This is a genomic window from Saccharothrix sp. BKS2 (assembly GCF_047689505.1).
Lineage (GTDB): Bacteria > Actinomycetota > Actinomycetes > Mycobacteriales > Pseudonocardiaceae > Actinosynnema > Actinosynnema lopnurensis.
On the sequence record NZ_JAUQOL010000011.1, the window covers coordinates 25,452 to 49,488 of the forward strand.

Sequence of the window (24,037 nt, forward strand, 5' to 3'; positions counted from 1 at the left end):
GCGGTCTCAGCAGCCGCCGCAGTTGTAGTAGGTGACGTCCCAGTGGTTGCCCTCCAGGTAGTAGACGTTCCCGGAGCCCGAGCGCCACTTGCTGCCGCCGATGGAGGTGAAGGTGTTCTTGACGTAGGAGTCGAGGCAGCCGGAGAGCCGGTAGTCGAGCTTGTAGCCGTTCCAGTGGCTGTAGGTGCCGCTGGCGTGGCCGGTCTCGGTGCCGCCGGTGATGGTCAGGGCGCAGCCGCTGGCGCGCTTGAGGGTCTCCGCGCCCTGGATGGTCGGCAGGTTGACCTGGTCGAACGAGGTGCAGGTGGGCTGGTTGCGGTCGCTGCACCCGCCGCTGGAGGTCCACGAGATGCCGGCGGCGCGCAGGCGGGAGGTGGCCTGGGAGTGGGTCAGCTTGGTCACCAGTGCGGTGACCGGGGTGTCGGCGGCGGGCTGGAACACCGGGTCCTGCCCGATGGGGTTGGCCGCGGTGGGGTTGGCCGCGGTGGGGGCGGCCGCGGCGGTGGTGGCGCCGGCGACGGTGAGCAGTGCGGCGGCCGCTGCGGTGACGAGCGCGGCGCGGAACCTGCTGGTGCGCATGGGTGTCCTTTCGGCGGGCAGCCCTCGTGGACCCGGGGTGCCGGGTCGAGAGCAGGGCGGGCTACGGGGACGCCCGCGGTCGTCGAGTGCGAGGGCGGCGGCCGCGGGCGGGACGTCCCGCGCGACACGTTACGAGCCGGCGGCTTTCCGCACAGCGGCCAAGTGGGAGATTTTCCGTCAACCCGTGGCCGGGTAACGACGCGTGTTCGGCACACCGAACCCCGGCGGCCGGTCGCGGGTTCCGCGCCGCTCAGGTCAGCCGGTAGCCGTGGGCGGGGCGGTTGGCCATGCCGTAGCGGGGCTGCACCTCGGCCTTGCCCACGCCGACCAGGTGCTCCAGGTACCGCCGGGCGCTGACCCGCGACATCCCGGTCCGCTCGCCGACCTCCTGCGCCGACAGGTCCCCCGCCGCGGTCCGCAGCGTGTCCACCACCAGCCGCAGCGTCACCGCCGACAGCCCCTTGGGCAGCGCGGTGCGCGGCCGGTGCTGCAACAGCTGGTCCACCTCCTCCTGGTCCAGCCACGGCCCGAGTCGCCGCACCTCGGCGCGCCGGGCCAGGTACTCCCGCATCCGGTCCAGGAACGCGGTCCGGGTGAACGGCTTGACCAGGTAGTGGTCGACCCCGCGCGACATCGCCTGCCGCACGGTCTCCCGCTCGCGCGCCGCGGTCACCGCGATCACGTCCACCGGCGGCCCGGAGCGCGACCGCAGCCGCGCCAGCACCTCCAGCCCGGAGATGTCGGGCAGGTGGATGTCGAGCAGCACCAGGTCCGGCCGCAGGGCCTCCACCGCCCGCAGCGCCTCCGCACCGCCGTGCGCCTCGCCCACCACGGTGAACTCCGGCAGCGACGCCAGGAACCCGCGGTGCACGGCGGCGACCGCGAAATCGTCGTCCACGACCAGCGTGCGCACGGTCACCGGACCACCTCCGGCAGCCACACGTCGAACGACGCGCCGCCCAGTTCCGAGTCCGACACCTCGACCCGGCCGCTGCGCCGGGTCACCACCCTGGACACCAACGCCAGTCCGATCCCTCGACCGTGGGCGCCGCGCGGCGCCTTCGAACTCACCCCGAGGGCGAAGATGCGCCCGCGTTCGGACCGCTCCACCCCCGGTCCGTCGTCGTCCACCACGACCCGCACCCCGCCCTCGTCGGACCGCACCAGCACCCGCACCGTCCCGCCCGCGTCCACCGCGTCCACGGCGTTGTCCACCAGGTTGCCCAGCACGGTCAGCGCGTCGTCGCCGGTGCGGGTCGCCACCTCCGAGCCGGGGTCCAGCCGCAGCGCCACGCCGCGTTCGTGCGCGGTGGAGGACTTGGCCAGCAGCAGCGCCGCCAGCGCCGGGTCGGCCATCGCGCCGCCGAGGATCTCCGAGGTCACCGACCCGGTGCCGCCGACCCGCTCGATGTAGGCCACGGCGTCCTCGCGGCGGTCCAGCTCGACCAGGCCGCCGATGACGTGCAGGTGGTTGGTGAACTCGTGGGCCTGCGCCCGCAGCACCTCGGTCACGGTCCGCTGCCCGTCGAGCTCGCGCAGCGCGTCGTGCAGCTCGGTGCGGTCGCGCAGGGTCAGCACCACGCCCACGGGGCGGCCCTGGGTGCGGGCGGTCATCCGGTTGGCCACCAGCACCCGCTCGCCGGCCAGCACGGGCCGGTCGGCGACGTCGTCCTCGCCGAGCACCAGGTCCAGCAGCCCGCCGTGCTCCAGCACCTGCGCGGCGGGCCGCCCGGTCGGGTCGTCGGTGAGCCCCAGCAGCCGCACGGCCTCGTCGTTGACCAGCGCCAACCGCCCCCGCTCGTCGACGGCGACCACGCCCTCGCGGATGCCGTGCAGCATCGCGTCGCGGGTCTCCAGCAGCTGGGCGATCTCGGCGGGCTCCAGCCGGAAGGTGCGCTTGCGCACCATGCGCGTGACCAGCGCGGCCCCCAGCACGCCCACCAGCGCCGCGGCGGCCAGCCACCCGGTCAGCTCGGGCAGGTCCTCGGCCAGGTCGGCGGCCAGCTCGCTCTCCAGGATGCCCACCGACGCCATGCCCAGGACCTGCCCGGACATCGAGCGCACCGGCACCTTCGCCCGCAGCGAGGTGCCCAGCGTCCCGGTCTCGGTGCCGACGAACACCTGCCCGGACAGCGCGGCGCTCGGGTCGGTGGACACCCGCTCGCCGATGCGCCGCCGGTCGGGGTGGGCGTAGCGGACGCCGTTGTGGTCGGTGACCACGACGTAGGTGACCCCGGAGGCTTTGCGCAGCAGCTCGGCCAGCGGCTGGATGGTCGCGCTCGGGTCGGGCGAGTCGAACGCCTCCACCACCGAGGGCAGCCGCGCCACGCTCTCGGCCACCGACAGCATCCGGTCCTTGTACGCCTCGCGGATGCGGTCGCTCTGGAGCTTGGCCGCCATCAGGCCCGCCGCGCACACGGTGGCCAGCACGATGACCACCTGCAACGCGAGCAGGGAGACACCCAGGGGGACCGAACGGCGGCGCATGGGGCGCATTCTCACCCATCGCGTGTGAGCCGGGCCACGACCTAAACGACCAATACGGCCCTTACGACCATTGCCCCTGTTCACCCGGTCGTGGCTCTTAGCGTTCGCGGCCACCGACGGCGACGGCGCCGGGCGGGAGACGACCGGGCGGGGCCCGGCGTGGAACACGGAGGACCTGATGGCAGGACGACGCACCCGATTCCTCGCGGCCGCGGTCGCGGCGGGCCTGGCGCTCGCGGGCTGCGGTGGCGGCGGCACGGCGAGCGGCGACATCGACCGGCTGGAGATCATGGCCCCGGCCGACCCCGGCGGCGGCTGGGACCAGACCGCGCGGTCGATGCAGGCGGCGATCACCGGCGCGGAGCTGGTCGACTCCGTGCAGGTCTCCAACGTCGGCGGCGCGGGCGGCACGGTGGGCCTGCAGAAGATGGCCAACGAGCGCTCCGAGTCCTACCTGATGGTCACCGGCCTGGTCATGGTCGGCGCGGTGGAGACCGCCGGGGTCGACAAGCGCCTGGAGGACACCACCCCCATCGCCCGGCTGACCGCCGAGGACGAGGTCGTCGTGGTCCCGGCCGACTCGCCCCACCGGAGCATCGAGGACCTGCTGGCCGCGGTGGACCGGGAGGGCCAGGGGGTGGCGATCACCGGCGGCTCCGCGGGCGGCACCGACCACATCCTGGCGGCCATGCTGCTCAAGGCCAAGGGCATCGACCCGGCCAAGCTCAACTACGTGGCCTACTCCGGCGGCGGCGAGTCGCTGGCGGCGCTGCTGGGCGGCCAGGTCGACGCGGGCATCTCCGGGGTCGGCGAGTACCTGGAGCAGATCAAGGCGGGCAAGCTGCGCGCCCTGGGCACCTCCGGCCCCGCCGAGCACCCCGAGGTCAAGGCGCCGACGTTCAAGAACCTCGGCACCGGCGTGGAGCTGATCAACTGGCGCGGCGTGGTCGCGCCCGGGTCCATCTCGGTGGAGGCCAAGGAGCGGCTGGTCGAGCTGGTCACCAAGATGCACTCCAGCGCCCAGTGGCAGGACGAGCTGACGAAGCGCGGCTGGACCGACACCTTCCTGACCGGTCACGACTTCAACACCTTCCTGACCACCGAGATCGGTCGCATCAAGCCGGTCCTGGAGGAAATCGGCCTGGTCAAGTGACCGGCCCCGACACCGGCCCGGCCGCCGGGCCCGCCCCCGGACCCTCCCGGGCGGCCAGGGTCGAGGAGGGCGTGTTCGCCGGGCTGGTCGTGGCGCTGGGGGTGTTCACCCTGGTGGACACCCCCTCCATCCCCGCGGTCGGCCAGGCCGGGACCGTGGGTCCACGGGCCTTCCCGTACGCGGTGGCCGCCCTGCTGCTGGTCACCGGGGTGGCGACGCTGGTGGCCGTGCTGCGCGGCAGGCTCGGCCCGGCCGAGGACGCCGAGGACGTCGACCCGGACGCCCGCACCGACTGGGCCACCGTGGCCAAGCTGGTCGCGGTGCTGGTGGCGCACCTGGTGCTGATCGAGCCGCTGGGCTGGCCGGTGGCGGGCGCGGTGCTGTTCCTGGGCGCGGCCTGGACGCTGGGCGCGGTGTGGTGGAAGGCCCTGCCGGTCGCGGTGGTGCTGGCCCTGGTGGCGCAGGTCGTGTTCGCCTCCGGGCTGGGCCTGTCGCTGCCCGCCGGGATCTTCGAGGGGGTGCCGTTGCTCGATGGGTGACTGGGCCGCCCTGCTGGAGGGCTTCGCGACCGCCGCGCAGCCCGAGTACCTGCTCTACGCCCTGCTGGGCGTCACCCTCGGCACCGCCGTGGGTGTGCTGCCGGGCATCGGCCCGGCCATGACGGTGGCGCTGCTGCTGCCGTTGACCTACTCGCTGGAGCCCGCCGCCGCGCTGATCATCTTCGCGGGCATCTACTACGGCGGGATGTACGGCGGGTCGACCACGTCGATCCTGCTCAACACCCCCGGCGAGTCCTCCTCCATCGTCACCGCGCTGGAGGGCAACCGGATGGCGCGCGCCGGGCGCGGCGCGGCGGCGCTGGCCACCGCGGCGATCGGGTCGTTCGTGGCGAGCACCATCGCCACGCTGCTGCTCACCGCCCTGGCCCCGACCATCGCCGAGTACGCGGTGAAGCTGGGTCCGGCGGACTACGTGGCGCTGATGGTGGTGGCGTTCACCACGGTCGCCGCGCTGCTGGGCGCCTCCCCGGTGCGCGGCCTGGCGTCGCTGGCGGTCGGGCTGTTCCTGGGCCTGGTCGGCACGGACACCCTGACCGGTCAGCAGCGGTTCACCCTGGGCGCGCCGACGCTGGCCGACGGCATCGACGTGGTGATCGTCGCGGTCGGGGTGTTCGCGGTGGGCGAGGCGCTGTACGTGGCGTCGCGGATGCGGCACGGCCCGGTCGAGGTGGTGCCGGTCGACGGCAGGTGGATGACCCGGGAGTTCTGGCGGCGGTCGTGGAAGCCGTGGCTGCGCGGCACCGCCATCGGCTTCCCGATCGGCACGGTGCCCGCCGGTGGCGCGGACGTCTCGACGTTCCTGTCCTACGCGGCGGAGAAGAAGCTGTCCAAGCACCCGGAGGAGTTCGGGCGCGGCGCCATCGAGGGCGTGGCCGGGCCGGAGGCGGCCAACAACGCCGCGGCCGCCGGCGTGCTGGTGCCGCTGCTGACCCTGGGCCTGCCGACCACCGCGACCGCGGCGGTCATCGTGGCGGCGTTCCAGAGCTACGGCATCCAGCCGGGGCCGCTGCTGTTCACGCAGGACTCGGCGCTGGTGTGGGCGCTGATCGCGTCGCTGTACCTGGGCAACGTGATGCTGCTGGTGCTCAACCTGCCGCTGGTGCGGATCTGGGTGAAGGTGCTGCGCATCCCCCGGCCCTACCTGTACGCCGGGATCCTGCTGTTCGCCGCGCTGGGCACCTACGCGGTGAACTTCGTGGTGGACGACCTGCTGCTGCTCCTGGTGGTGGGCCTGGTCGGGTTCTTCATGCGCCGCCACGGCTACCCGGTGGCGCCGCTGGTGGTGGGGCTGATCCTGGGCCCGATGGCCGAGGAGCAGGTGCGCCGCACGCTCCAGATCAGCCAGGGCGACCTGACGGCGCTGGTGACCAGCCCGTTCGCCGCGGTGGCCTACGGGGCGCTGCTGGTGGCGCTGGCGGCCGCGGTGGTGCTGCGGCTGCGGCGGCGGCGTGCCGCCGGGTCGGAGGTCACGCCGACCGCCTGACCACTACCGCCCGACCTCTTGACCTCTTGACCGGCGAATGCCCGGGGTTCTCACGAACGGGAACCCCGGGCATTCGCCGTTCGCGCCCACGGGCGCGGTCTCTTGCGCGAGATCGGCACTTCGCGTGAAGATATCCCGGTCCTACTGTCCTGGACCGAAGGATTTCCATGACTTCGCCGTATGGTCTGCACCGCGTCCTGGCACCGGCGGGTGTGCTGCCGCAGCAGGCGTGGCGGCTGGACGCCACGCCGGTGTGCGGGGCGGACGAGGTCGTGGTGGACGTGGAGCGGCTCAACCTCGACGCCGCCTCCTACCGGCAGCTGCGCGAGGCGCACGGCGTGGCCGGGGTGCGGCGGGCGGTGCTGGACGTCGTCGCCGAGCGCGGCAAGATGCAGAACCCGGTGACCGGGTCGGGCGGGATGCTGCTGGGCACGGTGCGCGAGGTCGGCCCGGACTCGCCGCTGGGCCTGCGCGCCGGGCAGCGGATCGCCACCCTGGTCTCGCTCACCCTCACCCCGCTGCGCATCACCGACGGCCTGGAGCGCTGGGACGGCGCGGACGAGCAGGTGCCCTGCGCGGGCACCGCGGTGCTGTTCGGCCGTTCCATCGCCGCCGTGCTGCCCGACGACCTGCCCGACGCGCTGGCGCTGTCCGTGCTCGACGTGTGCGGCGCGCCCGCGCTGACCGACCGGGTGGTGCGCCGCCGCGCGGCCCGCTCGGTGCTGGTGCTGGGCGGCGGCGGCAAGTCCGGTTCGCTGTCGCTGGTCGCCGCGCGCCGCGCCGGCGCCGGGCGGCTGGTGGCGCTGGTGCCCACCGACCGCGAGGCCGCGGCGGTGCGCGCGGCCGGGCTGGCCGACGAGGTGGTGGTGGCCGACGCCCGCGACCCGGTGGCCGTGGCCGACGCGGTGGGCGAGCCGGTCGAGGTGACCGTGGTGTGCGTGGACGTGCCCGGCTGCGAGCACGGCGCGGTCCTGGCCACCGCCGACGGCGGCACCGTGGTGTTCTTCTCCATGGCCACCTCCTTCCCGGCCGCCGCGCTGGGCGCCGAGGGCCTGGCCGCGGACGTGGAGATGCTCGTCGGCAACGGCTACGTGCCTGGTCACGCCGCGTTCGCCCTGGAGCTGGTGCGCACCGAGCCTGCCGTGCGCGACCTGTTCGAGCACAGGCAGACTCAGCAGGCGTGACTACTCTTCTCGTGGGCGGGCGCATCCACAGCCCGAGCAACCCCGACGCCACCGCGATGGCCGTCGACGACGGCACCGTGGTGTGGCTGGGTCAGGACACCGCCGGCCGCGCGCTGCACCCCGACGCCGAGGTCGTCGACCTGCGCGGCGCGTTCGTCGCCCCCGCCTTCGTCGACGCCCACGTGCACGCCACCTCCGCCGGTCTGCTGCTCACCGGCCTGGACCTGACCGGCTGCCGGTCCGCGCGCGAGCTGCTCGACGCCGTGCGCGCCGCCGGAGGAGCGCTGGTGTGGGGCCACGGCTGGGACGAGACGCGCTGGGACGGGCGGCGGCCCCCGACGCGCGCCGAGCTCGACGAGGCCGCCGGCGGCCGACCGGTCTACCTCTCCCGCATCGACGTCCACTCGGCCCTGGTGTCCACCGCGCTGCTGGACCTGGCGCCCGCGGCCCGCGACGCCGACGGCTTCGCCCCCGACGGGCCCCTGTCCCGCGCCGCCCACCACCACGTGCGCGGCGCGGCCAAGGACGCCATCCCCGCCGCGACCCGTCGCGCCGCCCAGGCGGCGTTCCTGCGCCACGCCGCCTCCCGCGGCGTCGCCTCCGTCCACGAGTGCGCCGGCCCCGACATCTCCGGCCTCGACGACCTGGCCGACCTGCTGGCCACCGACCTGCTCGACGTCGTGGGCTACTGGGGTGCCCGGGAGCCGGTCGGGCTGCCCGTGCGCGGCCTGGCGGGGGACCTGTTCGTCGACGGGGCGCTGGGCTCGCGCACCGCCGCCCTGTGCTCGCCCTACGCCGACGCCCCCGACACCTCCGGCGCCCTGTACCTGGACGCCGTCGCCGTCGCCGAGCACCTCGTGACCTGCACGCGGGCCGGGTTGCAGGGCGGTTTCCACGTCATCGGCGACGCCGCCGCGGCCGCGGTGGTCGAGGGCTTCGACCGGGCCGCCGCGGTGGTGGGCGTGCCCGCCCTGGCCGCCCGCAAGCACCGCCTGGAGCACCTGGAGATGGTCACCGCCGAGCAGGCGGCCCGGCTCGGCTCCTACGGCGTGGTCGCCTCGGTGCAGCCGCTGTTCGACCGCGAGTGGGGCGGCCCGGACGGCATGTACGCCCAGCGGCTGGGCGTCGGGCGGGGCACCGCGCTCAACCCGTTCTCCCGGCTGGCCGCGGCGGGCGTGGTGCTGGCCCTGGGCTCGGACGCGCCGGTGACCGCGGTGGACCCGTGGGCCGCGGTCCGGGCCGCGGTGCACCACCGCACCGACGGCTCGGGCATCTCGCCGCGGGCGGCGTTCACCGCCCACACCCGCGGCGGCTGGCGCGCCGCCGGCGTCGACGACGGCCTCACCGGCACCCTCCAGCCCGGCGCGCCCGCCACCTACGCGGTGTGGCGGGCCGGTGAGCTGGAGGTCTCCGCCCCGGACTCGCGGGTGCAGCGCTGGTCGACCGACCCCCGCTCCCGGGTGCCCGCCCTGCCGGCGCTGGCCGGGCCCGCGCCGGAGTGCCTGCGCACGGTGCTGCGCGGGCGCGTGGTGTTCGACGGGGGAGCGCTGTCGTGAAGGTCTTCCTGTCCTGGTCGGGCCCCGAGACCCGGGAGTTCGCCTCCTTCCTGCGGGACTGGCTGGAGGGCGTCATCCAGGCGGTCAAGCCGTGGATGTCGGAGAAGGACATCGCCAAGGGCCGCCACAGCATGGCCGAGCTGCGCGCGCAGCTGACCGGCACGCGGCTGGGCATCGTGGTGCTGACCTCGGCCAACCAGGGCTCCCGGTGGATCAACTTCGAGGCCGGCGCGATCTCCAACAGCGTCGGCGAGACCGCGGTCGTGCCGCTGCTGCTGGACCTGGGCAAGACCGACGTGGTGGGGCCGCTGAGCCAGTTCCAGGCGGTGGACGCGGCGGCGCGCGCCGAGGTGCACCAGATGCTCAAGGACATCAACGACGCCCAGGAGGAACCGCTGCCCGAGCGGGTGCTGGCCCGTGCCTTCGACCACGAGTGGCCGGCCTTCGAGGAGGCGGTGCGGCGGTTCCGCGAGCAGGCCCGGACCGCCGCGGCCTCGGTCGACGCGGCGGCCGTCCCGGTCCGCGACGAGCGCGACGTCCTGGCCGAGATCCTGGAGACGGTGCGCGCGCTGGACCGGCAGGGCCACGCCACCCGGGCCCTGCTGTCCGGCCTGGCCGCGCCGCCGTACTCGCGGCCCGCGGCCGAGGACGCGCCCCCGCTGCCGGAGGGCGCCTTCGCGGGCCCGGTCGCCTACCGGCAGCCGTCGGGCCCGCCCTACGACGCGGCGGCCGCGGCCGCGCGGTGGGAGATGACCCGGTCGGAGCCCACCCGCCGCGGCTGGGGACCCGTCCCGGCGGCCCGCCCGGAACCGACCGACGAGGCCCCCGACCCGGACCGCCCCGCCAACGGCTGAAACCGCTGGAACCACTCCACCGGAACCGCTCCGAGAACCGCTGAAGGGACGTGGCACATGGCGTTGCTCGACCTGGACCCGCACGTGGTGGCCAGGGCGCGGGCCCTGGCCGCGCGGGCCGCCGAACCGGTGGTGGACCTGGCCAGGGCCCACACCACGGTGGCGGTCGAGCGCGCCACGCTCCGCCTGGCCGGCATCACCGGCGCGGACTCCACCCACCGCGCCGGCGACGTGCCCTGGGTCAACCGGGTCGTCGACACCGTGCGCGAGCACTGCGGCCTGGAGCACGGCGTCGCCCTGCCCGTGTTCCACGCCCTGCGCCGCCACGACCTGCCCTCCCTGACGGAGCTGGCCGAGGCCACCGCCGCCGGGCAGGTCCGCTACGAGCTGCCGACCGGCCGCGACCGCGAGCGCGCCCGCCGGGCCGCCACCGCCGCGGTCACCCGCGGCCTGCGCACCGTCGACCGCAACCGCGCGCGGCGGGAGAAGCTGGTGGCCAGGTGGGGCGACCCGCCGCGGCGGCCGTGGATCTACCTGATCGTGGCCACCGGCGACATCGACGAGGACGTCGTGCAGGCGGGCAACGCCGCCCGCGCCGGCGCCGACGTCATCGCGGTCATCCGCTCCACCGGCCAGTCGCTGCTGGACTACGTCCCCGAGGGCGCCACCCACCACGGCTTCGCCGGCACCTACGCCACCCAGGAGAACTTCCGCATCATGCGGGCCGCGCTGGACGAGGTGTCCCGGGAGGTCGGCCGCTACGTGCGGCTGACCAACTACGCCTCGGGCCTGTGCATGCCCGAGATCGCCGTGCTGGCCGGGTTGCAGCGGCTGGACATGATGCTCAACGACTCGATGTACGGGATCCTGTTCCGCGACATCAACCCCGTGCGGACCTTCGTCGACCAGCGGTTCTCCCGCCAGGTCCACGCCCGCGCCGGCATCATCATCAACACCGGCGAGGACAACTACCTCACCACCGACGACGCCGTGGACGCCGCCCACACCGTCACGGTGTCGCAGCTGCTCAACGAGCGCTTCGCGCACGAGGCCGGGCTGCCCGACCACCTGCTGGGCCTGGGCCACGCCTTCGAGATCAACCCGAAGGTGCCCGAGTCGTTCCGGCTGGAGCTGGCGCACGCGCTGCTGGCCCGCGAGCTGTTCCCGGACGCGCCGCTGAAGTGGATGCCGCCGACCAAGCACATGACCGGCGACGTGTTCCACGGCCACCTGCTCGACGGGTTCTTCAACCTCGCCGGCGTGCTCACCGGCCAGTCGATCCTGCTGGTGGGCATGATGACCGAGGCCGTGGTGACCCCGTTCCTGTCCGACCGGGACCTGGCGCTGGCCAACGTCCGCTACGTGCTGGACGCGGCGGGCGGCCTGGCCGAGGACTTCCGGCCCGCCCCGGACGGGTTCATCGCCAAGCGCGCCCACCAGGTGCTGGGCGAGGCGGTGGACCTGCTGGGGCGCATCGTCGACCAGGGCCTGCTGGCCGCGATCGCCGAGGGCACCTTCGGCCTGATGAAGCGCCCCGCCGACGGCGGCCGGGGCGCGGACGGCGTGGTGGAGAAGGCCGAGGGCTACCTCAACCCGGCCGCCGAGCTGCTGGAGACCGGGGCGGGGGTGGCGCGGTGAGCAAGCGGCACGTGCGCCCCTACGGCGACACCACCGGCGACGGCATGGTGCAGACCTCGTTCACGCTGCCCGTGCCGTTCGGGCCGCGCGCCGACGGCGCCGCGCAGCAGCTGGCCAACAGGATGGGCATCGACCCGGCGATGGTGGTGCACTCCCACCCGATCGGCGCCGACTTCACCTTCTTCGTCGTCTACGGCTCGGTGCGCCACGTGGTGGACCTGGACGAGGTGCGGGTGGTGGAGCGGGAGTACCCGCTGCTGTCGCCGGCCGAGGTCAACGCGGCGCTGAAGAAGGCGCTGCGGCGCAAGCTGGTGGTGGTGGGCGGCTGCATCGGCACCGACGCGCACACCGTCGGCATCGACGCGATCCTCAACGTCAAGGGCTTCGCCGGGGAGAAGGGCCTGGAGTACTACCGGGAGCTGCGGGTGGTGAACCTGGGCGCGCAGGTGTCGGTGCCGGAGCTGGTGCGGCGGGCGCGGGCGGAGAAGGCCGACGCGGTGCTGGTGTCGCAGGTGGTGACCCAGCGCGACGCGCACGTGATCAACACCCGGGAGATGTCGGCGGCGTTCCGGGAGGCGATGGGCGCGCGGCGGCCGCTGCTGGTGGCGGGCGGTCCCCGGTTCGACCCGCTGATGGCGGACGAGCTGGCCGTGGACCGGGTGTTCGGGCGCGGCACCACGCCCGGCGAGGTCGCCAGCTACCTGGTGCACGCGGTGCGGTCCCAGCGGAAGGAGAAGGTGTGAGCCCGATCGAGGGTGTCACGGTCACCCACCGGCGGTACGTGCCCCACTCGCACGCCCACTACGGGGGCAGCCTCGTCGACGGCGCGTACGGGCTGGGCCTGTTCGGGGACGTGGCCACGGAGCTGCTGATCCGCACCGACGCCGACGAGGGCCTGTTCGCGGGCTACTCCGCGGTGGAGTTCCTGGCCCCGGTGCAGGCCGGTGACGTGCTGGAGGCCACGGCGACGCTGGTGCGGGTCGGGACCCGGTCGCGGGAGCTGGAGTTCGAGCTGCGCGTGGTGTGCCGGTCGGCGCCCGCGCGGGGCCCGTCGGCGGCCGACGTCCTCGACCCGCCGGTGCTGGCCACCCGGGCGCGGGGCACGGTGGTGGTGCCGAAGACGTGAGCGGGGCCCGCGTCCCGGCCGACGGGCCGGCCCCTACCGGCGCGGCGCGGCGGCGCGGGCCCGACCGGCGGTCTCGGGCGCCCGCCGGGGCAGCAGCAGCGGGGTGGCCAGCAGCAGCACCCCGGCCACGCCGATGGCGGTCCTGGTGCCGGCGAGGGCCGCGAGCAGTCCACCGAGGCCGGTCAGGGCGGCGGTGGAGAGCCGGGTGGTGATCGTCCACGCGGACAGGGTGCGGGCGACGAGGTCGGGCGGCAGCAGGCCGAGCCGGTAGGTGGCGAACACCGGGTTGAACACCCCGGCGCAGGTGATCAGGGCGAGTTCGACGGCGATGACCAGCACCAGCCCGCCCGCGCCGGGGTGGACGAAGGCCAGCCCGACCGACCAGCAGGCGCGCAGCGCCCCGGCGGTCAGCAGGACCCGGTGCGTGCCGAACCGGGCGACGAGCCGGCGCGAGAGCCGCGAGCCGACCAGGCCACCCACGCAGGGCGCGGCGAAGGCCAGGCCGTACTGCCAGGCGGTGAACCCCAGCTCGCCCAGCATCAGCACCGCCAGCAGCGGCGCGGAGGCCATGATCAGCCCGTTGACCAGGGCGGTGTTGAGCAGCAGGGGCCGCAGCACCGGGTGGGTCAGCGCGTGCCGCCAGCCCGCCACCAGCTCGCCCGCGCGCGGCGCGGCGATGCGCGCCGGGCGGGGTTCGCCGCCGCCGATCGCGCCGATCCCGGCGGCCGAGAGCAGGTGGCTCGCGGCGTTGACCACGACGGTGGTCACCGGGCCGAACAGCCCGAACGCGAGCCCGCCCAGCGGCGGTCCCAGCGCGGTGGCCGTCCAGGCGGTGGACTCGAGCCGCGCGTTGGCGGTGAGCAGGTCGCGCGGCGGCACCAGCGCCTTGAGGTAGGCGCCGGAGGCGGCCTGGAAGGCGATGTCGGCGGCGGCGACCACGACCGCGACGAGCAGCAGGTGGGCGTAGCCGAGGCGGTCGAGGGCGAAGGCGACGGGCACGCTGCCCACGGCCGCGAACCGGACCGCGTCCATCGCCACCATCACCGGCCGTTTGCGGTGGAACTCCACCCACGCCGCCAGCGGCACCGCCAGCGCCGCGCCCGCGGCCAGCCCGGCGGCGGCCAGCGCCGACACCCGCGCCGGTCCGGCGTGCAGCACGAGGACCGCGATCAGCGGAAGGGCGTCGAACGCGAAGCGCGTGCCGAACGCGTTGACCGCGTGGGCCGCCCACAACCACCCGAACCGCCGCCCCACCCCGTCCCCCTCGGTGTCGACCCGCACGGATCCAACCGGGTGGGCGGTGCGCGGGGCAAAACCGGTGGCACACCCCCGGGGGCTTCAGCGGGGTTTCGGGGGGTTTCCGCGGGGTTCAGCCGCCCGCGTCCCCGCTCTCGTCGGTGTCCCCGGTGTCGCGGCAGGCGTCGGAGAGGTTGACCCGGTGCTCGTCGCGCAGCTGCCCGGCCAGGTCGGCGGGGTCGACGCCGAGGGCTTCGACCACCCGCAGCGACGCCGGGGTCAGGGCCGTGCCGGCGGCGTCGGAGGCGCCGGTGAGCAGCCGGTGGTTGTCGGCCTTGGTGCGCTGGTCGCGGACCTCGCGCACGCGCGGGTCGCCGCGCAGCCGCTCGGCGGTGGCGCGCATGTCCTCGTCGGTGGCGAACAGCAACCGCAGGTCGGTGCAGTAGGCGGTGGGCGTGCCCGGCACCGGCTGGTGCCGCGGCAGCACCACCGCGACCGCGGCGGCGGCCAGGACGAGGGCCGCCGCGACCGTGAGCGGCCGAACGGTGGAGGGCATGCACAAACCCTGCCACCGACCGTGGTGGCACGGCGACTCGGCGGTCGCGCTCTGCCACTATCGACGGTGTGCTCAGCCTCGACCCGGCCTCCACCGTGCCGCCCTACGAGCAGGTGCGGTCCCAGTTGGCCCGCAAGATCACCGACCGCGAGCTGGCGGCGGGCGCCCGGCTGCCCACGGTGCGCGCGCTGGCGGCGGACCTGGGCATCGCGGTCAACACCGTGGCCCGCGCCTACCGGGAGCTGGAGGAGGCGGGTCTCGTCGAGACCCGCGGCAGAGCCGGCACCGTGGTCAGCGCCGCGGGCGAGCGCAGCCGGGAGAAGGTGCTGCGCGCGGCCCGCGCCTACGCGGCCACGGCCCGCGAGCAGGGGTTGACCGCCGAGGAGGCGCTGGAGATCGTGCGGGCCGCGCTGGCCGGGTAGCGGTCCCCGTAGGGTGGTCGGCCGTGGCGAGCGAACACGGCGGCGGCGACCCGGCCCGGACCCTGGCGGTGCTGTGGCGCGTGAACGGGCGCGCCGCGCGCAAGGACCTCGGGGTGGACCGCATCGTGGCGGCGGCGGTGGGGTTGGCCGACGCCGAGGGCCTGGGCGCCCTGTCGATGCGGCGGGTGGCCGACCGGCTCGGCGTGGGCACGATGTCGCTGTACACGCACGTGCCGGGCAAGTCGGAGCTGGTGGACGCGATGGTGGACGCGGTGCAGGCGGAGACCGCGCGCCCGCCCCACGAGCCGGGCGCCTGGCGGGCCTCGCTGACCGCGATCGCGAGGGAGAACTGGGCACTGCACCTGCGCCACCCGTGGCTGCTGGAGGTCGTGGCGCACCGGGCGGTGCTGGGCCCCCACGTGGCGGCGAAGTACGACTACGAGCTGGGCGCGGTGGACGGCATCGGGCTGGGCGACGTGGAGATGGACTCGGTGCTCAACCTGGTGCTGGCGCACGTGCGGGCGGCCGCGCGCATCGCGGTGGAGGCCGAGGTGGTGCGGCGGCGCACCGGCCTGACCGACGAGCAGTGGTGGCGGGCCGCCGCGCCGTTCCTGGCGAAGGTGTTCGACCCCGACCGGTTCCCGCTGGCGGCCCGCGTGGGCGCCGCGGCCGGCGAGGAGCACGGCGCGGCCTACCACGGCGAGCACGCGTTCGCGTTCGGCCTGGAACGCGTGCTGGACGGCATCGAGGCGCTGGTGCGGTCCCGTCGTCAGTAGGGGCGCTTGGGCATCATCACCCACAGCACGAGGTAGACGAGGAACTGCGGTCCGGGCAGCAGGCAGGACACGACGAACAGCAGCCGGACGGTGTTGGGCTTCCACCCGTACCGAGCGGCGAGCCCGGCGCACACGCCCGCGATCACCTTCTGGTTCTGCGGCCTGGTCAACGTGGTCATGAACTCCACCATCCCCGCGTTCGGGTCCCCCGGCATCGGTGAGGACCCTGATTTCCTACCCCCGGCGGGGGCCCCGCAATCCCAGGGCAACCAATCCATGATCGACACGTCCTGGGTTCCGGCGTCGTCGACCCGCTCCGGTGCAGGTCGGTTCCGGGGGAGTGCTGCGCGTGGCGCACCCGTGGTCGGTGGACCACGCGGACCTGACGCCCGTCGCCCACCGCTACCGCCTCCGGTGACCGGCCCACCGGCACCCCGCCCACGCGCGGGCGCCCCGCCGCCGGGCTCGTAGGCTGACCTGGTGGTCGCACCAATCGTGGCGCCGGGACCGTCCGCCGCCGACTCCCCGTCCTCCCGCCGCCGGTTTCCGGGCGGCGCGCTGTCGCGGGTGGTGTTCGCGGCCCTCGGCGGGGTGCTGGTCTACCTGAGCTTCCCGCCGCGCACCGCGTGGTGGTTGGCGCCGCTGGGGTTCGCCGTGCTGGGGCTGCTGCTGCACGGGCGCCGGGCGCGGGCCGGGTTCGGGTTGGGGCTGGTGTGGGGGTTGGGGTTCACCGTGCCGCTGTTGCGGTGGACCGGGGAGTTCGTGGGGCTGGTCGCGTGGTTGCCGCTGGCGCTGGTGTGCGCGGTGCTGATCGCGGTCGGCACGGCGGTGATGGCGCTGGTGTCGCGGCTGCCGGGGGCGCCGCTGTGGATGGCGCTGGTGTGGGTGGCCGACGAGGCGTTGCGGGCGGTGTTCCCGTTCGGCGGGTTCCCGTGGGGCAAGATCGCGTTCGGGCAGCCGGAGGGCTGGTACCTGCCGCTGGCGTCGGTGGGGGGCGCGCCGCTGGTGGGGTTCGCGGTGGCGTTGACGGGCCTGGGTGCCGCGCACCTGGCCCGCGGCCGGTGGCGGGCGGCGGTGTGGGTGGTGGTCCCGCTGGCGGCGGGCCTGGTGGTGGCCCCGCTGGCGCGGGTGGAGCCGTCGGGGGACGTGGTGGTGGCCGCGGTGCAGGGCAACGTGCCGCGCGCGGGCCTGGACTTCAACGCCCAGCGGCGCGCGGTGCTGGACAACCACGTCGCGCGGACGCTGGAGCTGGCCGAGGACGTGCGGGCGGGCCGGGCGCGCAGGCCGGACCTGGTGATCTGGCCGGAGAACGCCTCCGACATCGACCCGTTCCGCAACGTCGACGCCGCGGCGCAGATCCAGCGCGCGGTGGAGGCGATCGGCGCGCCCGTCGCGGTGGGGGCGGTGCTGATCGACCCGGACGACCGGCTGCCGCGCAACACGGTGCTGCTCTTCGAGCCCGGTCTCGGCGCCACCGACACCTACACCAAGCGGCAGTTGCAGCCGTTCGGGGAAACCATGCCCTACCGGTCGTTCTTCCGGGTCTTCAGCAGCGCGGTGGACCGGGCGAGCGACTTCCAGCCCGGTCACGACCCGCGGGGGTTCACCATGGCGGGGGTGCGGGTGGCGATCGACACCTGCTACGAGGTGGCCTTCGACGGGGTGGTGCGGGACTCGGTGCGGGCGGGGGCGGACCTGATCGCGATCCCGACGAACAACGCCACCTTCGGCTGGACGGAGATGACCTATCAGCAGCTGGCGATGTCGCGGGTGCGGGCGGTGGAGCACGGTCGGTCGGTGGTGGTGGCCGCGACCAGCGGGGTCAGCGCGATCGTGGCGCCGGACGGCTCGGTGACGCAGCGGACCGGCATGTTCACCCCCGACGCACTGGTGGCGGAGGTCTCGTTGGGCCGGGAGGCTACGCTGGCGACCCGGCTCGGCGCGTGGCCCGAGTGGGTGATGACCGCTCTGGGCCTGTCGGCCGCGGCGTTCAGCTTGGCAGTGACACGACGACGATCGCGTCCGACCCCTGGTGCGGGTGTCGGCGAGGAGGAAACGGATGGCGGACCAGCAGGCGCGGCCTGACCACGAGCTCGGGCCGGTGCTGGTGGTGATCCCGACCTACAACGAGCGGGAGAACATCACGAGGATCGTCAAGCGGCTGCACGCGGCCCTGCCCCGGGTGCACGCGCTCGTGGTGGACGACGGCAGCCCGGACGGCACCGGTCGGGTGGCCGACGAGATGGCGGCCGCCGACGAGCGGGTCCACGTGCTGCACCGCACGGAGAAGGCGGGCCTGGGCGCGGCCTACGTGGCGGGGTTCCGGTGGGCGCTGGAGCGCGGCTACGGGGTGGTCGTGGAGATGGACGCCGACGGCTCGCACGCCCCGGAGGACCTGCCGCGCCTGCTGGACGCGCTGGAGAGCGCCGACCTGGTGCTGGGTTCGCGCTACGTGCCCGGCGGCAGCACGGTGAACTGGTCGAAGTCGCGGGAGCTGATCTCGCGCGGCGGGAACCTGTACTCGCAGCTGGCGCTGGGGGCGCGGGTCAAGGACATCACCGGCGGGTTCCGGGCGTTCCGGGCGGGGGTGCTGGAGCGGATCAGGCTGGACACGGTGGCCTCGCAGGGCTACTGCTTCCAGATCGACCTGGCGTGGCGGGCGATCGAGCTGGGCCACCGGGTGGTGGAGGTGCCGATCACGTTCACCGAGCGGGAGATCGGCGAGTCGAAGATGAGCGGCAACATCGTGCGCGAGGCGTTGTGGCGGGTCACCAAGTGGGGTGTGCGGCGCCGGGCGACGCAGCTGCGGGGGTTGTTCGCGGCGAAGGCGGAGGCGGGCGCGTCGGGCGGCGGCCGGCCCCGGTGACGACGGACCCGATCACGACGGACCCGGTGGCGCCCGGGGCGGTGGCGTGACGGAACGGGGGCCCGCCGGATCGATCCGGCGGGCCCCCGTTGGGTGTCGGCTCAGGCGGTGCGGGTGCGCCGTCCCCTGAGCTCTTCGAGCCGCTCGTCGAGCAGCTCCTCCAGCTCGGGGATGGTGCGCCGTTCCAGCAGCATGTCCCAGTGGGTGCGCGGCGGCTTGACCTTCTTCGCCTCGGGCACGGCGCCGTCGATGATCTTCGACTCCTGTCCGTGGAGTCGACACTCCCAGGTGTGGGGGATCTCGGCGTCGTCGGAGAAGGGGACCTCGAAGTCGTGGCCCTTGGGGCAGGCGTACCGCACCGACCGGCGCGGGGCGAGGTCGTGATTGCGGTCGGTCTCGTAGCTGACAGCTCCGAGCCGGCTGCCCCGTAGAACGCGGTCGGCCATGGCGGTGTCCTTTCGCTCGGCTCAGGGCGGTGCCCAGGCTTTGTTGCTACCGAGTGCAACGATCGGATTGCTCCGTTCGTTCCCGGTGTTCCGGTCGTCGTCGCCCACAGTGACGTCGTTCACCCGTCAACGAAGGCTTCCTCCCAAGGGAGGCAATCGCGGGCGGATCGTGACGCGTTATCCAGCTGCTCGCTCACTTCATCACACGGATGGAGTAATCCTGGCAGTGGTCGTGCGGCTGCGACAGCTTAGACCGAACACGCAGGGCGACGTCACATCGGGTTTAACTCGACAGTAGTGACGCCCGTTATGTTTGCGGTCACGCAAAGTCATCTCGGTAAGGCTAGCGGGAACGGGACACGGCGGGTGACGCCGGGGCACGGGACGGTAGCGGACACGAGGATGTATCACCCTGACGGCCCGCACTCAAACGTTGTCCGGCGCCCTTGGTCACCACGATGACTTCAGTGTTGCCCGAACGCAACGCTCTGTTGGAGGCGGTCGAGCAGCCCCGCCTGGGCCTTGACGATCTTCTCCTTGGCCTGGACCAGCGGAAACCAGGCGACGCGGTCGAGTTCGGGGAAGTCCCGGAACCGGCCGGAGCCGCGCGGCCACTCCATGGTGTAGGTCCCGGGAATCACCTGTTCGGGGTCGAGGTCGCCGGCCAGCGCCCACGCCTGGACGAGCTTGCCGCCGGCCTGGCGGACCTCGCCCAGGGGGCGCAGCTCGCCGGGGGGCAGGGGCAGGCCGAGTTCCTCGGTGAACTCGCGGCGGGCGGTGGTCTCGGGTTCCTCGTCGTCCTCGGGCATCCCCTTGGGGATGGACCAGGCGCCGGCGTCCTTGCCGGACCAGTAGGGGCCGCCCATGTGGCCGAGCAGGACCTGGAGTTCGCCCTCGTGGTGGCGGTAGAGCACGATGCCCGCGCTGCGCTTGCCGGTCATGGGTCCAGTGTGGCGGGGCGGGGTGCTCAGCTCTTGCGGCGGGTGCGCATGTGCATCTGCTCGCCCTGCTTGCCGAACAGGCTGAGGATCTCGACGGGTTCGTCGTCGGCGGGGCCGAACCAGTGGGGCAGGCGGGTGTCGAACTCGGCGGCCTCGCCGGCGACCAGGACGACGTCGTGGTCGGCCAGCACGAGGCGCAGCCGGCCGGACAGGACGTAGAGCCACTCGTAGCCGGTGTGGGTGCGGGGGTCGGGTTCGCCGCGCGGCGGGATGATCATCTTGTACGCCTGGAGGCCGCCGGGCTGCTGGGTCAGGGGCAGGACGGTCATGCCGTTGCGGCGCACGGGCACGGGGCGGATGCGGGGGTCGCCCACGGGCGGGGCGCCGACGAGTTCGTCGAGGGGCACGCGGTGGGCGCGGGCGATGGGCAGCAGCAGTTCGAGGGTGGGTTTGCGCAGGCCGGACTCCAGGCGGGACAGGGTGCTCTTGGAGATGCCGGTGGCGGCGGCGAGGTCGGCGAGGGTGGCGCCGCGGCTGGTGCGGAGGTGGCGGAGTCGTTCGCCGACCTTGTCGAGCACGTCGTCCATGGCTGTCCCTGTTCCGGGGTCCGGCAACGGTGGTCGTCCAACGGTGGTCGTCCGGTGTGGGACGGTGCGGGTGGGACGGCGCGGGGGTCAGGTGAGGCTGAGTTGGCGGCCGGTGACGGTGGCGGGGCCGAGGTCGCCGGTGCGGTAGTGGGTGCGGCACAGGACCTGGTAGCGGACCTCGTCGGCGACGACGACGGCGGTGTCGGCGACCAGGACGGTGTCGCCGGCGCGGACGACCTCGCCGTCGTGGACGCGGGCGTTGAAGCGGCCGGGGCGGCCGCACCAGCACAGGACCTCGACCTGGATGGCGTGCAGTTCGTCGGCGAGTTCGAACAGGCGTCGGGAGCCGGGGAACAGGGTGCTGCGGAAGTCGGTGGCCAGGCCGAAGCAGTAGACGTCGAGCTGGGCGTCGTCGGCGAGTTCGGCGAGCTGGTCGACCTGGTCGGGGGAGAGGAACTGGGCCTCGTCGACGATGAGGTAGTCGACGCGGGCGCCGCGGGCCCAGCGGTCGCGGACGACCTCGCGCAGGTCCATGCCCTCGTGGACCTCCAGGGCGGTGCGGGCCAGGCCCATGCGGCTGGAGATGGTGGGGGCGCCGGAGCGGTCGTGGCGGACCAGCAGCAGGCCGCGGCGGCCCTGGCGGGCCTGGTTGTGGTCGATCTGCAGGGCGAGGGTGGATTTGCCGCAGTCCATGGGGCCGAAGAAGAAGCGCAGCCTGCCGGTGGGGGACAGGGCGCGGCCGGCGCCGGTCGCGGGCACGGAGGACAGCGCGTCGGTCGGGTCCTGGGCAGGGTTGTCGGGTTCCACGGCGGGCCACCCTAGTGCGCCGGTGGTGGTCGGAGGGGTTCGGCCCGCCGTTGATCGACCGCCGGGGGCCGGCCGTGGTCGTTCTGGGGTTTCCGTGACTTCAGTGTTGCCCAAACGCAACACTTTCCGGCCCGCGACGAGTTCCGACCACAAGTCCCGACCACAGCGCCCCCAACCCCGCCGAGAGCGGGAACCTCCTCTCGACGAGATATACCGCGACGCGATATAACCTGTGGTGTGAAGGGTCTGTCGGAACAGGCGTTCCTGGTGTTGACGGCGTTGGCGGAGCAACCGCTGCACGGCTACGCGATCGTGCGCGCGGTGGAGGGGTTGTCGGAGGGCCGGGTGCGGCTGCGGGTGGGCACCCTCTACGGGGTGCTGGACCGGCTGGTGACCGACGGGTGGGCCGAAGCCGACCGCGAGGAGGTGCACCAGGGTCGGTTGCGCCGGTACTACCGGCTGACCGACACGGGGGTGCGGGAGTTGTCGGCGGAGGTGGCGCGGCTGTCGGCCAACGTGCGGGCGGCGTCGTCGGTGTTGCGGGCGAGGGGGGCGCTGTGAGCGGGTCGTCGAGGTTGGAGCGCAGGTACCGGGCGTTGCTGCGGGTGCTGCCGGGCTGGTACCGGGCCGAGCGCGAGGAGGAGATGGTCGGGCTGTTCCTGGCCGACCGGGACGACGAGCTGGACCTGGAGCACTCCTGGCCGGGGTGGGGCGAGGCAGGGGCGACGGCGGCGCTGGCGCTGCGGGTGCGGCTGGGGGCGCGGCGCCCGGCGGGCGGGCTGGTGCGGCTGGTGGGGATGACCGGCCTGCTGGCGCAGCTGGTGATGGTGGGCCAGGTGTGGGCGGCCGTGGCGCGCTCCGGGGTGCCGCCGCAGGCGTGGTGGGCGGACGTGCCGGTGGTGGTGGCGTTCGCGGCGCTGGTGGCGGGCCACCGGGCGCTGGGGCGGGCGGCGGGCGCGGTGACCGGGCTGCTGGCGGTGCTGCCGTGGGTGCACTCGGCGCTGTCGGGGGCGCCGTGGTGGTTCACCGCGGTGTTCGCGCTGCCGGTGTGGGTCACGGCGGTGGCGGTGGTGGCGGGCTTCCACGCCGAGGCGCCGAGGCCGGGGCCCCGCTGGTGGGCCGCGGCGGTGGCGGGCGTGGCCGCCGGGGCGGTGGTGTCGCTGGTGGGTGCGGTCGCGGTGTGGCTGTCGTGGCTGACGTTCCTGTGGGCCTGGGTGGTGGCCGCGGCGCTGGTCGCGGTGGTGCGGCCGTGGCGTGCCGCGTCCCGGCCCGCGGCGCCCGACCCGGCCTGACCCACCCTGGTGGGGGACGGTTGCGGCCGCCCCCCACCAGGGGTCAGACCTTGGCGGGGACGGGGTTGCCCGAGGCGGTGATGGCCCGCCGCACCGGCACGAAGATCAGCAGCACGAACCCGACCACGAAGAAGATCACCAGGCTGATGATGGCCAACCGGAACGACCCGGTGGCCTGCCCCACCCCGGCGAACACCAGCGGCCCCAGCCACGAGGTGGAGCGCTCGCCCACCTCGTAGAGGGAGAAGTACTGGGCCTCCCGACCCGGCGGGATCATCTGGCTGAACAGGGAACGGGACAGGGCGTTCGTGCCGCCCAGCACCAGGCCGATGCCGGCGGCCAGGACGTAGAACTGCACCTGCTGCCCGGCCTGCACGAAGAACGCGGCCCCCACGACCACGATCCACACGCACAGGCTCACCATGATGGTGCGCTTGGCGCCCCAGGACCGGGCCAACCGGCCGTGCAGCACCCCGCCGAAGAACGCCACGAACTGCACGATCAGGATCGTCGTGATCAGCACGGTCTCGTCGAGCAGCAGCTCGTCGCGGCCGTACTGGGCGGAGACGTTGGCGACGGTGGCGATGCCGTCGGTGTAGATGAGGTAGGTCCCCAGGAACGCCAGCGTCAGCGGGAACATGCGGGCCTGGCGGGCGGTGGAGCGCAGCTCGGCGAACCCGGCGGTGATCACCGAGGCGCCGCTCTCGCTGCCGTGCGGCGCCTGGTGGCGCTTGAGGCGGGCCAGCGGGATCAGGGTGAACCCGGCCCACCACAACCCCGACAGCACGAACGCGACCCGCACCGCCGCCGACTCGGACAGACCGATGGCGTCGTGGCCGATGAACAACGCCAGGTGCAGCCCCAGGGCGATACCGCCACCCAGGTAGCCGAACGCCCAACCCCGGGCGGAGACCCCGTCGCGCTCGTCGGGATCGGCGATCTCCGGCAGGAAGGCGTAGTACACCACCACCGACGCGCCGTAGCAGATGTTGCCCAGGATGAACAGCGCCACACCCAGGTGCCAGTTGTCCCCGGACACCAGCGCCAGCGCGATCGTGGCGGTCGACCCGGCGAAGGCCAGCGCGCCCAGCATGCGCCGCTTGTTCTGCGTCCGGTCGGCGATCGCACCCATGATCGGCAGCACCAGCACCTGGACCACCGTGGCCACCGACAGCAGGTAACCCCACAGCGACCCGGCCGGGAAGTACAACCCGAACGCGCTGATGTCGCACGAGCGCAGCGCCGACTCCGCACACGCCCGCGGCCCGTTGCGGGCCGTGTCGGCCTTCGCCGCCGCCTCGGCCACCGCCGTGAGATAACCCGAGAGGAACACCAGGGCCACGGAGGTCGGGAACACCGAGTTCGCCCAGTCGTACCAGGTCCAACCGCGTTGCTCCCGCTTGCGGTCCACGGTGGGGGTGGTGCTGTCGGCCACGCTCATGGGGGCGGACTGTAGCCGGTGGTTCCCCCGTTGGTGGTGATCACCAC

26 protein-coding genes are annotated in these 24,037 nt (G+C 74.2%); 15 read left to right on the plus strand and 11 right to left on the minus strand.

Annotated elements, in window-relative coordinates:
• Positions 1-6: 6 nt before the first annotated feature.
• From Q5530_RS23360 to Q5530_RS23370, 3 genes are all read right to left on the minus strand, one after another.
• Positions 7-579, minus strand: coding sequence for a hypothetical protein (locus tag Q5530_RS23360; protein ID WP_415364893.1), 573 nt, complete (start codon positions 577-579; stop codon positions 7-9).
• 250 nt (positions 580-829) lie between these two features.
• Positions 830-1,498: a response regulator gene (locus Q5530_RS23365; RefSeq protein ID WP_415364894.1), complete on the minus strand. Its 669-nt coding sequence runs from the start codon at positions 1,496-1,498 to the stop codon at positions 830-832.
• A complete protein-coding gene (locus Q5530_RS23370; RefSeq protein ID WP_415364895.1) occupies positions 1,495-3,066 on the minus strand; it encodes an ATP-binding protein in 1,572 nt (523 codons plus the stop codon). Before Q5530_RS23370 ends, Q5530_RS23365 begins: the two co-directional genes overlap by 4 nt.
• A gap of 178 nt (positions 3,067-3,244) precedes the next feature.
• Between Q5530_RS23370 and Q5530_RS23375 the strand changes: the two genes are divergently transcribed.
• The 9 genes from Q5530_RS23375 to Q5530_RS23415 all read left to right on the plus strand — a co-directional run bounded on the left by Q5530_RS23375 (position 3,245) and on the right by Q5530_RS23415 (position 12,620).
• Entirely contained in the window at positions 3,245-4,219 is a 975-nt protein-coding gene (locus tag Q5530_RS23375; protein ID WP_415364896.1) for a Bug family tripartite tricarboxylate transporter substrate binding protein, read from the plus strand.
• Positions 4,216-4,758 (plus strand): tripartite tricarboxylate transporter TctB family protein, encoded by a 543-nt coding sequence (locus tag Q5530_RS23380; protein ID WP_415364897.1) that lies wholly within the window; start codon positions 4,216-4,218, stop codon positions 4,756-4,758. The genes Q5530_RS23375 and Q5530_RS23380 overlap by 4 nt, the downstream gene beginning before the upstream one ends.
• Positions 4,751-6,262 carry a tripartite tricarboxylate transporter permease gene (locus Q5530_RS23385; protein WP_415364898.1) on the plus strand — a complete coding sequence of 504 codons (1,512 nt, stop codon included), beginning with the start codon at positions 4,751-4,753 and terminating at the stop codon, positions 6,260-6,262. Before Q5530_RS23380 ends, Q5530_RS23385 begins: the two co-directional genes overlap by 8 nt.
• Before the next feature lie 167 nt (positions 6,263-6,429).
• The gene (locus Q5530_RS23390) at positions 6,430-7,446 is read left to right on the plus strand and encodes an L-erythro-3,5-diaminohexanoate dehydrogenase (protein WP_415364899.1); all 1,017 of its coding nucleotides are present in this window, start codon (positions 6,430-6,432) and stop codon (positions 7,444-7,446) included.
• A gap of 56 nt (positions 7,447-7,502) precedes the next feature.
• On the plus strand, positions 7,503-9,002 hold the full coding sequence (locus tag Q5530_RS23395) for an amidohydrolase (RefSeq protein WP_415365128.1): 1,500 nt from the start codon (positions 7,503-7,505) through the stop codon (positions 9,000-9,002).
• Positions 8,999-9,856 carry a toll/interleukin-1 receptor domain-containing protein gene (locus Q5530_RS23400; RefSeq protein ID WP_415364900.1) on the plus strand — a complete coding sequence of 286 codons (858 nt, stop codon included), beginning with the start codon at positions 8,999-9,001 and terminating at the stop codon, positions 9,854-9,856. Before Q5530_RS23395 ends, Q5530_RS23400 begins: the two co-directional genes overlap by 4 nt.
• Positions 9,857-9,913: 57 nt before the next feature.
• Positions 9,914-11,494, plus strand: a complete 1,581-nt coding sequence (locus Q5530_RS23405) for a lysine 5,6-aminomutase subunit alpha (protein WP_415364901.1) — start codon at positions 9,914-9,916, stop codon at positions 11,492-11,494.
• Entirely contained in the window at positions 11,491-12,237 is a 747-nt protein-coding gene (locus tag Q5530_RS23410) for an OAM dimerization domain-containing protein (RefSeq protein ID WP_415364902.1), read from the plus strand. Before Q5530_RS23405 ends, Q5530_RS23410 begins: the two co-directional genes overlap by 4 nt.
• Positions 12,234-12,620: a hotdog domain-containing protein gene (locus Q5530_RS23415; protein WP_380635211.1), complete on the plus strand. Its 387-nt coding sequence runs from the start codon at positions 12,234-12,236 to the stop codon at positions 12,618-12,620. The genes Q5530_RS23410 and Q5530_RS23415 overlap by 4 nt, the downstream gene beginning before the upstream one ends.
• Positions 12,621-12,653: 33 nt before the next feature.
• On the opposite strand, the gene Q5530_RS23420 is transcribed toward Q5530_RS23415, so the two are convergent.
• Together Q5530_RS23420 and Q5530_RS23425 are read right to left on the minus strand one after the other, a co-directional pair.
• Complete coding sequence (locus Q5530_RS23420; RefSeq protein ID WP_415364903.1) at positions 12,654-13,901, minus strand: MFS transporter; 1,248 nt, start codon at positions 13,899-13,901, stop codon at positions 12,654-12,656.
• Positions 13,902-13,989: 88 nt separating this feature from the next.
• Positions 13,990-14,412, minus strand: coding sequence for a hypothetical protein (locus Q5530_RS23425; protein WP_415364904.1), 423 nt, complete (start codon positions 14,410-14,412; stop codon positions 13,990-13,992).
• A gap of 68 nt (positions 14,413-14,480) precedes the next feature.
• Here Q5530_RS23425 and Q5530_RS23430 point away from each other — a divergent pair, with 68 nt between their 5' ends.
• The gene (locus tag Q5530_RS23430) at positions 14,481-14,834 is read left to right on the plus strand and encodes a GntR family transcriptional regulator (protein WP_415364905.1); all 354 of its coding nucleotides are present in this window, start codon (positions 14,481-14,483) and stop codon (positions 14,832-14,834) included.
• A gap of 23 nt (positions 14,835-14,857) precedes the next feature.
• Complete coding sequence (locus Q5530_RS23435) at positions 14,858-15,610, plus strand: TetR/AcrR family transcriptional regulator (protein ID WP_415364906.1); 753 nt, start codon at positions 14,858-14,860, stop codon at positions 15,608-15,610.
• On the opposite strand, the gene Q5530_RS23440 is transcribed toward Q5530_RS23435, so the two are convergent.
• The gene (locus tag Q5530_RS23440) at positions 15,604-15,789 is read right to left on the minus strand and encodes a PspC domain-containing protein (protein ID WP_344037054.1); all 186 of its coding nucleotides are present in this window, start codon (positions 15,787-15,789) and stop codon (positions 15,604-15,606) included. The two genes, Q5530_RS23435 and Q5530_RS23440, sit on opposite strands and share 7 nt — an antisense overlap.
• A gap of 301 nt (positions 15,790-16,090) precedes the next feature.
• Here Q5530_RS23440 and lnt point away from each other — a divergent pair, with 301 nt between their 5' ends.
• A complete protein-coding gene (gene lnt, locus Q5530_RS23445) occupies positions 16,091-17,695 on the plus strand; it encodes an apolipoprotein N-acyltransferase (RefSeq protein ID WP_415364907.1) in 1,605 nt (534 codons plus the stop codon).
• Positions 17,670-18,476 (plus strand): polyprenol monophosphomannose synthase, encoded by an 807-nt coding sequence (locus Q5530_RS23450; protein WP_415364908.1) that lies wholly within the window; start codon positions 17,670-17,672, stop codon positions 18,474-18,476. The genes lnt and Q5530_RS23450 overlap by 26 nt, the downstream gene beginning before the upstream one ends.
• Before the next feature lie 101 nt (positions 18,477-18,577).
• Here Q5530_RS23450 and Q5530_RS23455 read toward each other — a convergent pair whose 3' ends face one another.
• The 4 genes from Q5530_RS23455 to Q5530_RS23470 form a co-directional block, all read right to left on the minus strand.
• The gene (locus Q5530_RS23455) at positions 18,578-18,922 is read right to left on the minus strand and encodes an RNA polymerase-binding protein RbpA (protein WP_380635204.1); all 345 of its coding nucleotides are present in this window, start codon (positions 18,920-18,922) and stop codon (positions 18,578-18,580) included.
• Between the two features lie 464 nt (positions 18,923-19,386).
• Positions 19,387-19,863 (minus strand): NUDIX domain-containing protein, encoded by a 477-nt coding sequence (locus Q5530_RS23460; protein ID WP_415364909.1) that lies wholly within the window; start codon positions 19,861-19,863, stop codon positions 19,387-19,389.
• 26 nt (positions 19,864-19,889) lie between these two features.
• Positions 19,890-20,450 carry a helix-turn-helix domain-containing protein gene (locus Q5530_RS23465; RefSeq protein WP_415364910.1) on the minus strand — a complete coding sequence of 187 codons (561 nt, stop codon included), beginning with the start codon at positions 20,448-20,450 and terminating at the stop codon, positions 19,890-19,892.
• 87 nt (positions 20,451-20,537) lie between these two features.
• Positions 20,538-21,257 carry a thymidine kinase gene (locus tag Q5530_RS23470; protein ID WP_415364911.1) on the minus strand — a complete coding sequence of 240 codons (720 nt, stop codon included), beginning with the start codon at positions 21,255-21,257 and terminating at the stop codon, positions 20,538-20,540.
• A gap of 246 nt (positions 21,258-21,503) precedes the next feature.
• Between Q5530_RS23470 and Q5530_RS23475 the strand changes: the two genes are divergently transcribed.
• Both Q5530_RS23475 and Q5530_RS23480 read left to right on the plus strand, forming a co-directional pair.
• Positions 21,504-21,818, plus strand: coding sequence for a PadR family transcriptional regulator (locus Q5530_RS23475; protein WP_415365129.1), 315 nt, complete (start codon positions 21,504-21,506; stop codon positions 21,816-21,818).
• Positions 21,815-22,549 (plus strand): hypothetical protein, encoded by a 735-nt coding sequence (locus Q5530_RS23480; RefSeq protein ID WP_415364912.1) that lies wholly within the window; start codon positions 21,815-21,817, stop codon positions 22,547-22,549. Before Q5530_RS23475 ends, Q5530_RS23480 begins: the two co-directional genes overlap by 4 nt.
• 43 nt (positions 22,550-22,592) lie before the next feature.
• On the opposite strand, the gene Q5530_RS23485 is transcribed toward Q5530_RS23480, so the two are convergent.
• Positions 22,593-23,990, minus strand: coding sequence for an MFS transporter (locus Q5530_RS23485; protein WP_415364913.1), 1,398 nt, complete (start codon positions 23,988-23,990; stop codon positions 22,593-22,595).
• Positions 23,991-24,037: the final 47 nt, after the last annotated feature.

Coding starts and splice junctions, on each gene's coding strand:
- Q5530_RS23360 (WP_415364893.1), bottom strand. CDS start 579: ATGCGCACCAGCAGGTTCCGCGCCGCGCTCGTCACCGCAGCGGCCGCC.
- Q5530_RS23370 (WP_415364895.1), bottom strand. CDS start 3,066: ATGCGCCGCCGTTCGGTCCCCCTGGGTGTCTCCCTGCTCGCGTTGCAG.
- Q5530_RS23375 (WP_415364896.1), top strand. CDS start 3,245: ATGGCAGGACGACGCACCCGATTCCTCGCGGCCGCGGTCGCGGCGGGC.
- Q5530_RS23385 (WP_415364898.1), top strand. CDS start 4,751: ATGGGTGACTGGGCCGCCCTGCTGGAGGGCTTCGCGACCGCCGCGCAG.
- Q5530_RS23390 (WP_415364899.1), top strand. CDS start 6,430: ATGACTTCGCCGTATGGTCTGCACCGCGTCCTGGCACCGGCGGGTGTG.
- Q5530_RS23395 (WP_415365128.1), top strand. CDS start 7,503: ATGGCCGTCGACGACGGCACCGTGGTGTGGCTGGGTCAGGACACCGCC.
- Q5530_RS23405 (WP_415364901.1), top strand. CDS start 9,914: ATGGCGTTGCTCGACCTGGACCCGCACGTGGTGGCCAGGGCGCGGGCC.
- Q5530_RS23425 (WP_415364904.1), bottom strand. CDS start 14,412: ATGCCCTCCACCGTTCGGCCGCTCACGGTCGCGGCGGCCCTCGTCCTG.
- Q5530_RS23440 (WP_344037054.1), bottom strand. CDS start 15,789: ATGACCACGTTGACCAGGCCGCAGAACCAGAAGGTGATCGCGGGCGTG.
- Q5530_RS23450 (WP_415364908.1), top strand. CDS start 17,670: ATGGCGGACCAGCAGGCGCGGCCTGACCACGAGCTCGGGCCGGTGCTG.
- Q5530_RS23455 (WP_380635204.1), bottom strand. CDS start 18,922: ATGGCCGACCGCGTTCTACGGGGCAGCCGGCTCGGAGCTGTCAGCTAC.
- Q5530_RS23460 (WP_415364909.1), bottom strand. CDS start 19,863: ATGACCGGCAAGCGCAGCGCGGGCATCGTGCTCTACCGCCACCACGAG.
- Q5530_RS23465 (WP_415364910.1), bottom strand. CDS start 20,450: ATGGACGACGTGCTCGACAAGGTCGGCGAACGACTCCGCCACCTCCGC.
- Q5530_RS23485 (WP_415364913.1), bottom strand. CDS start 23,990: ATGAGCGTGGCCGACAGCACCACCCCCACCGTGGACCGCAAGCGGGAG.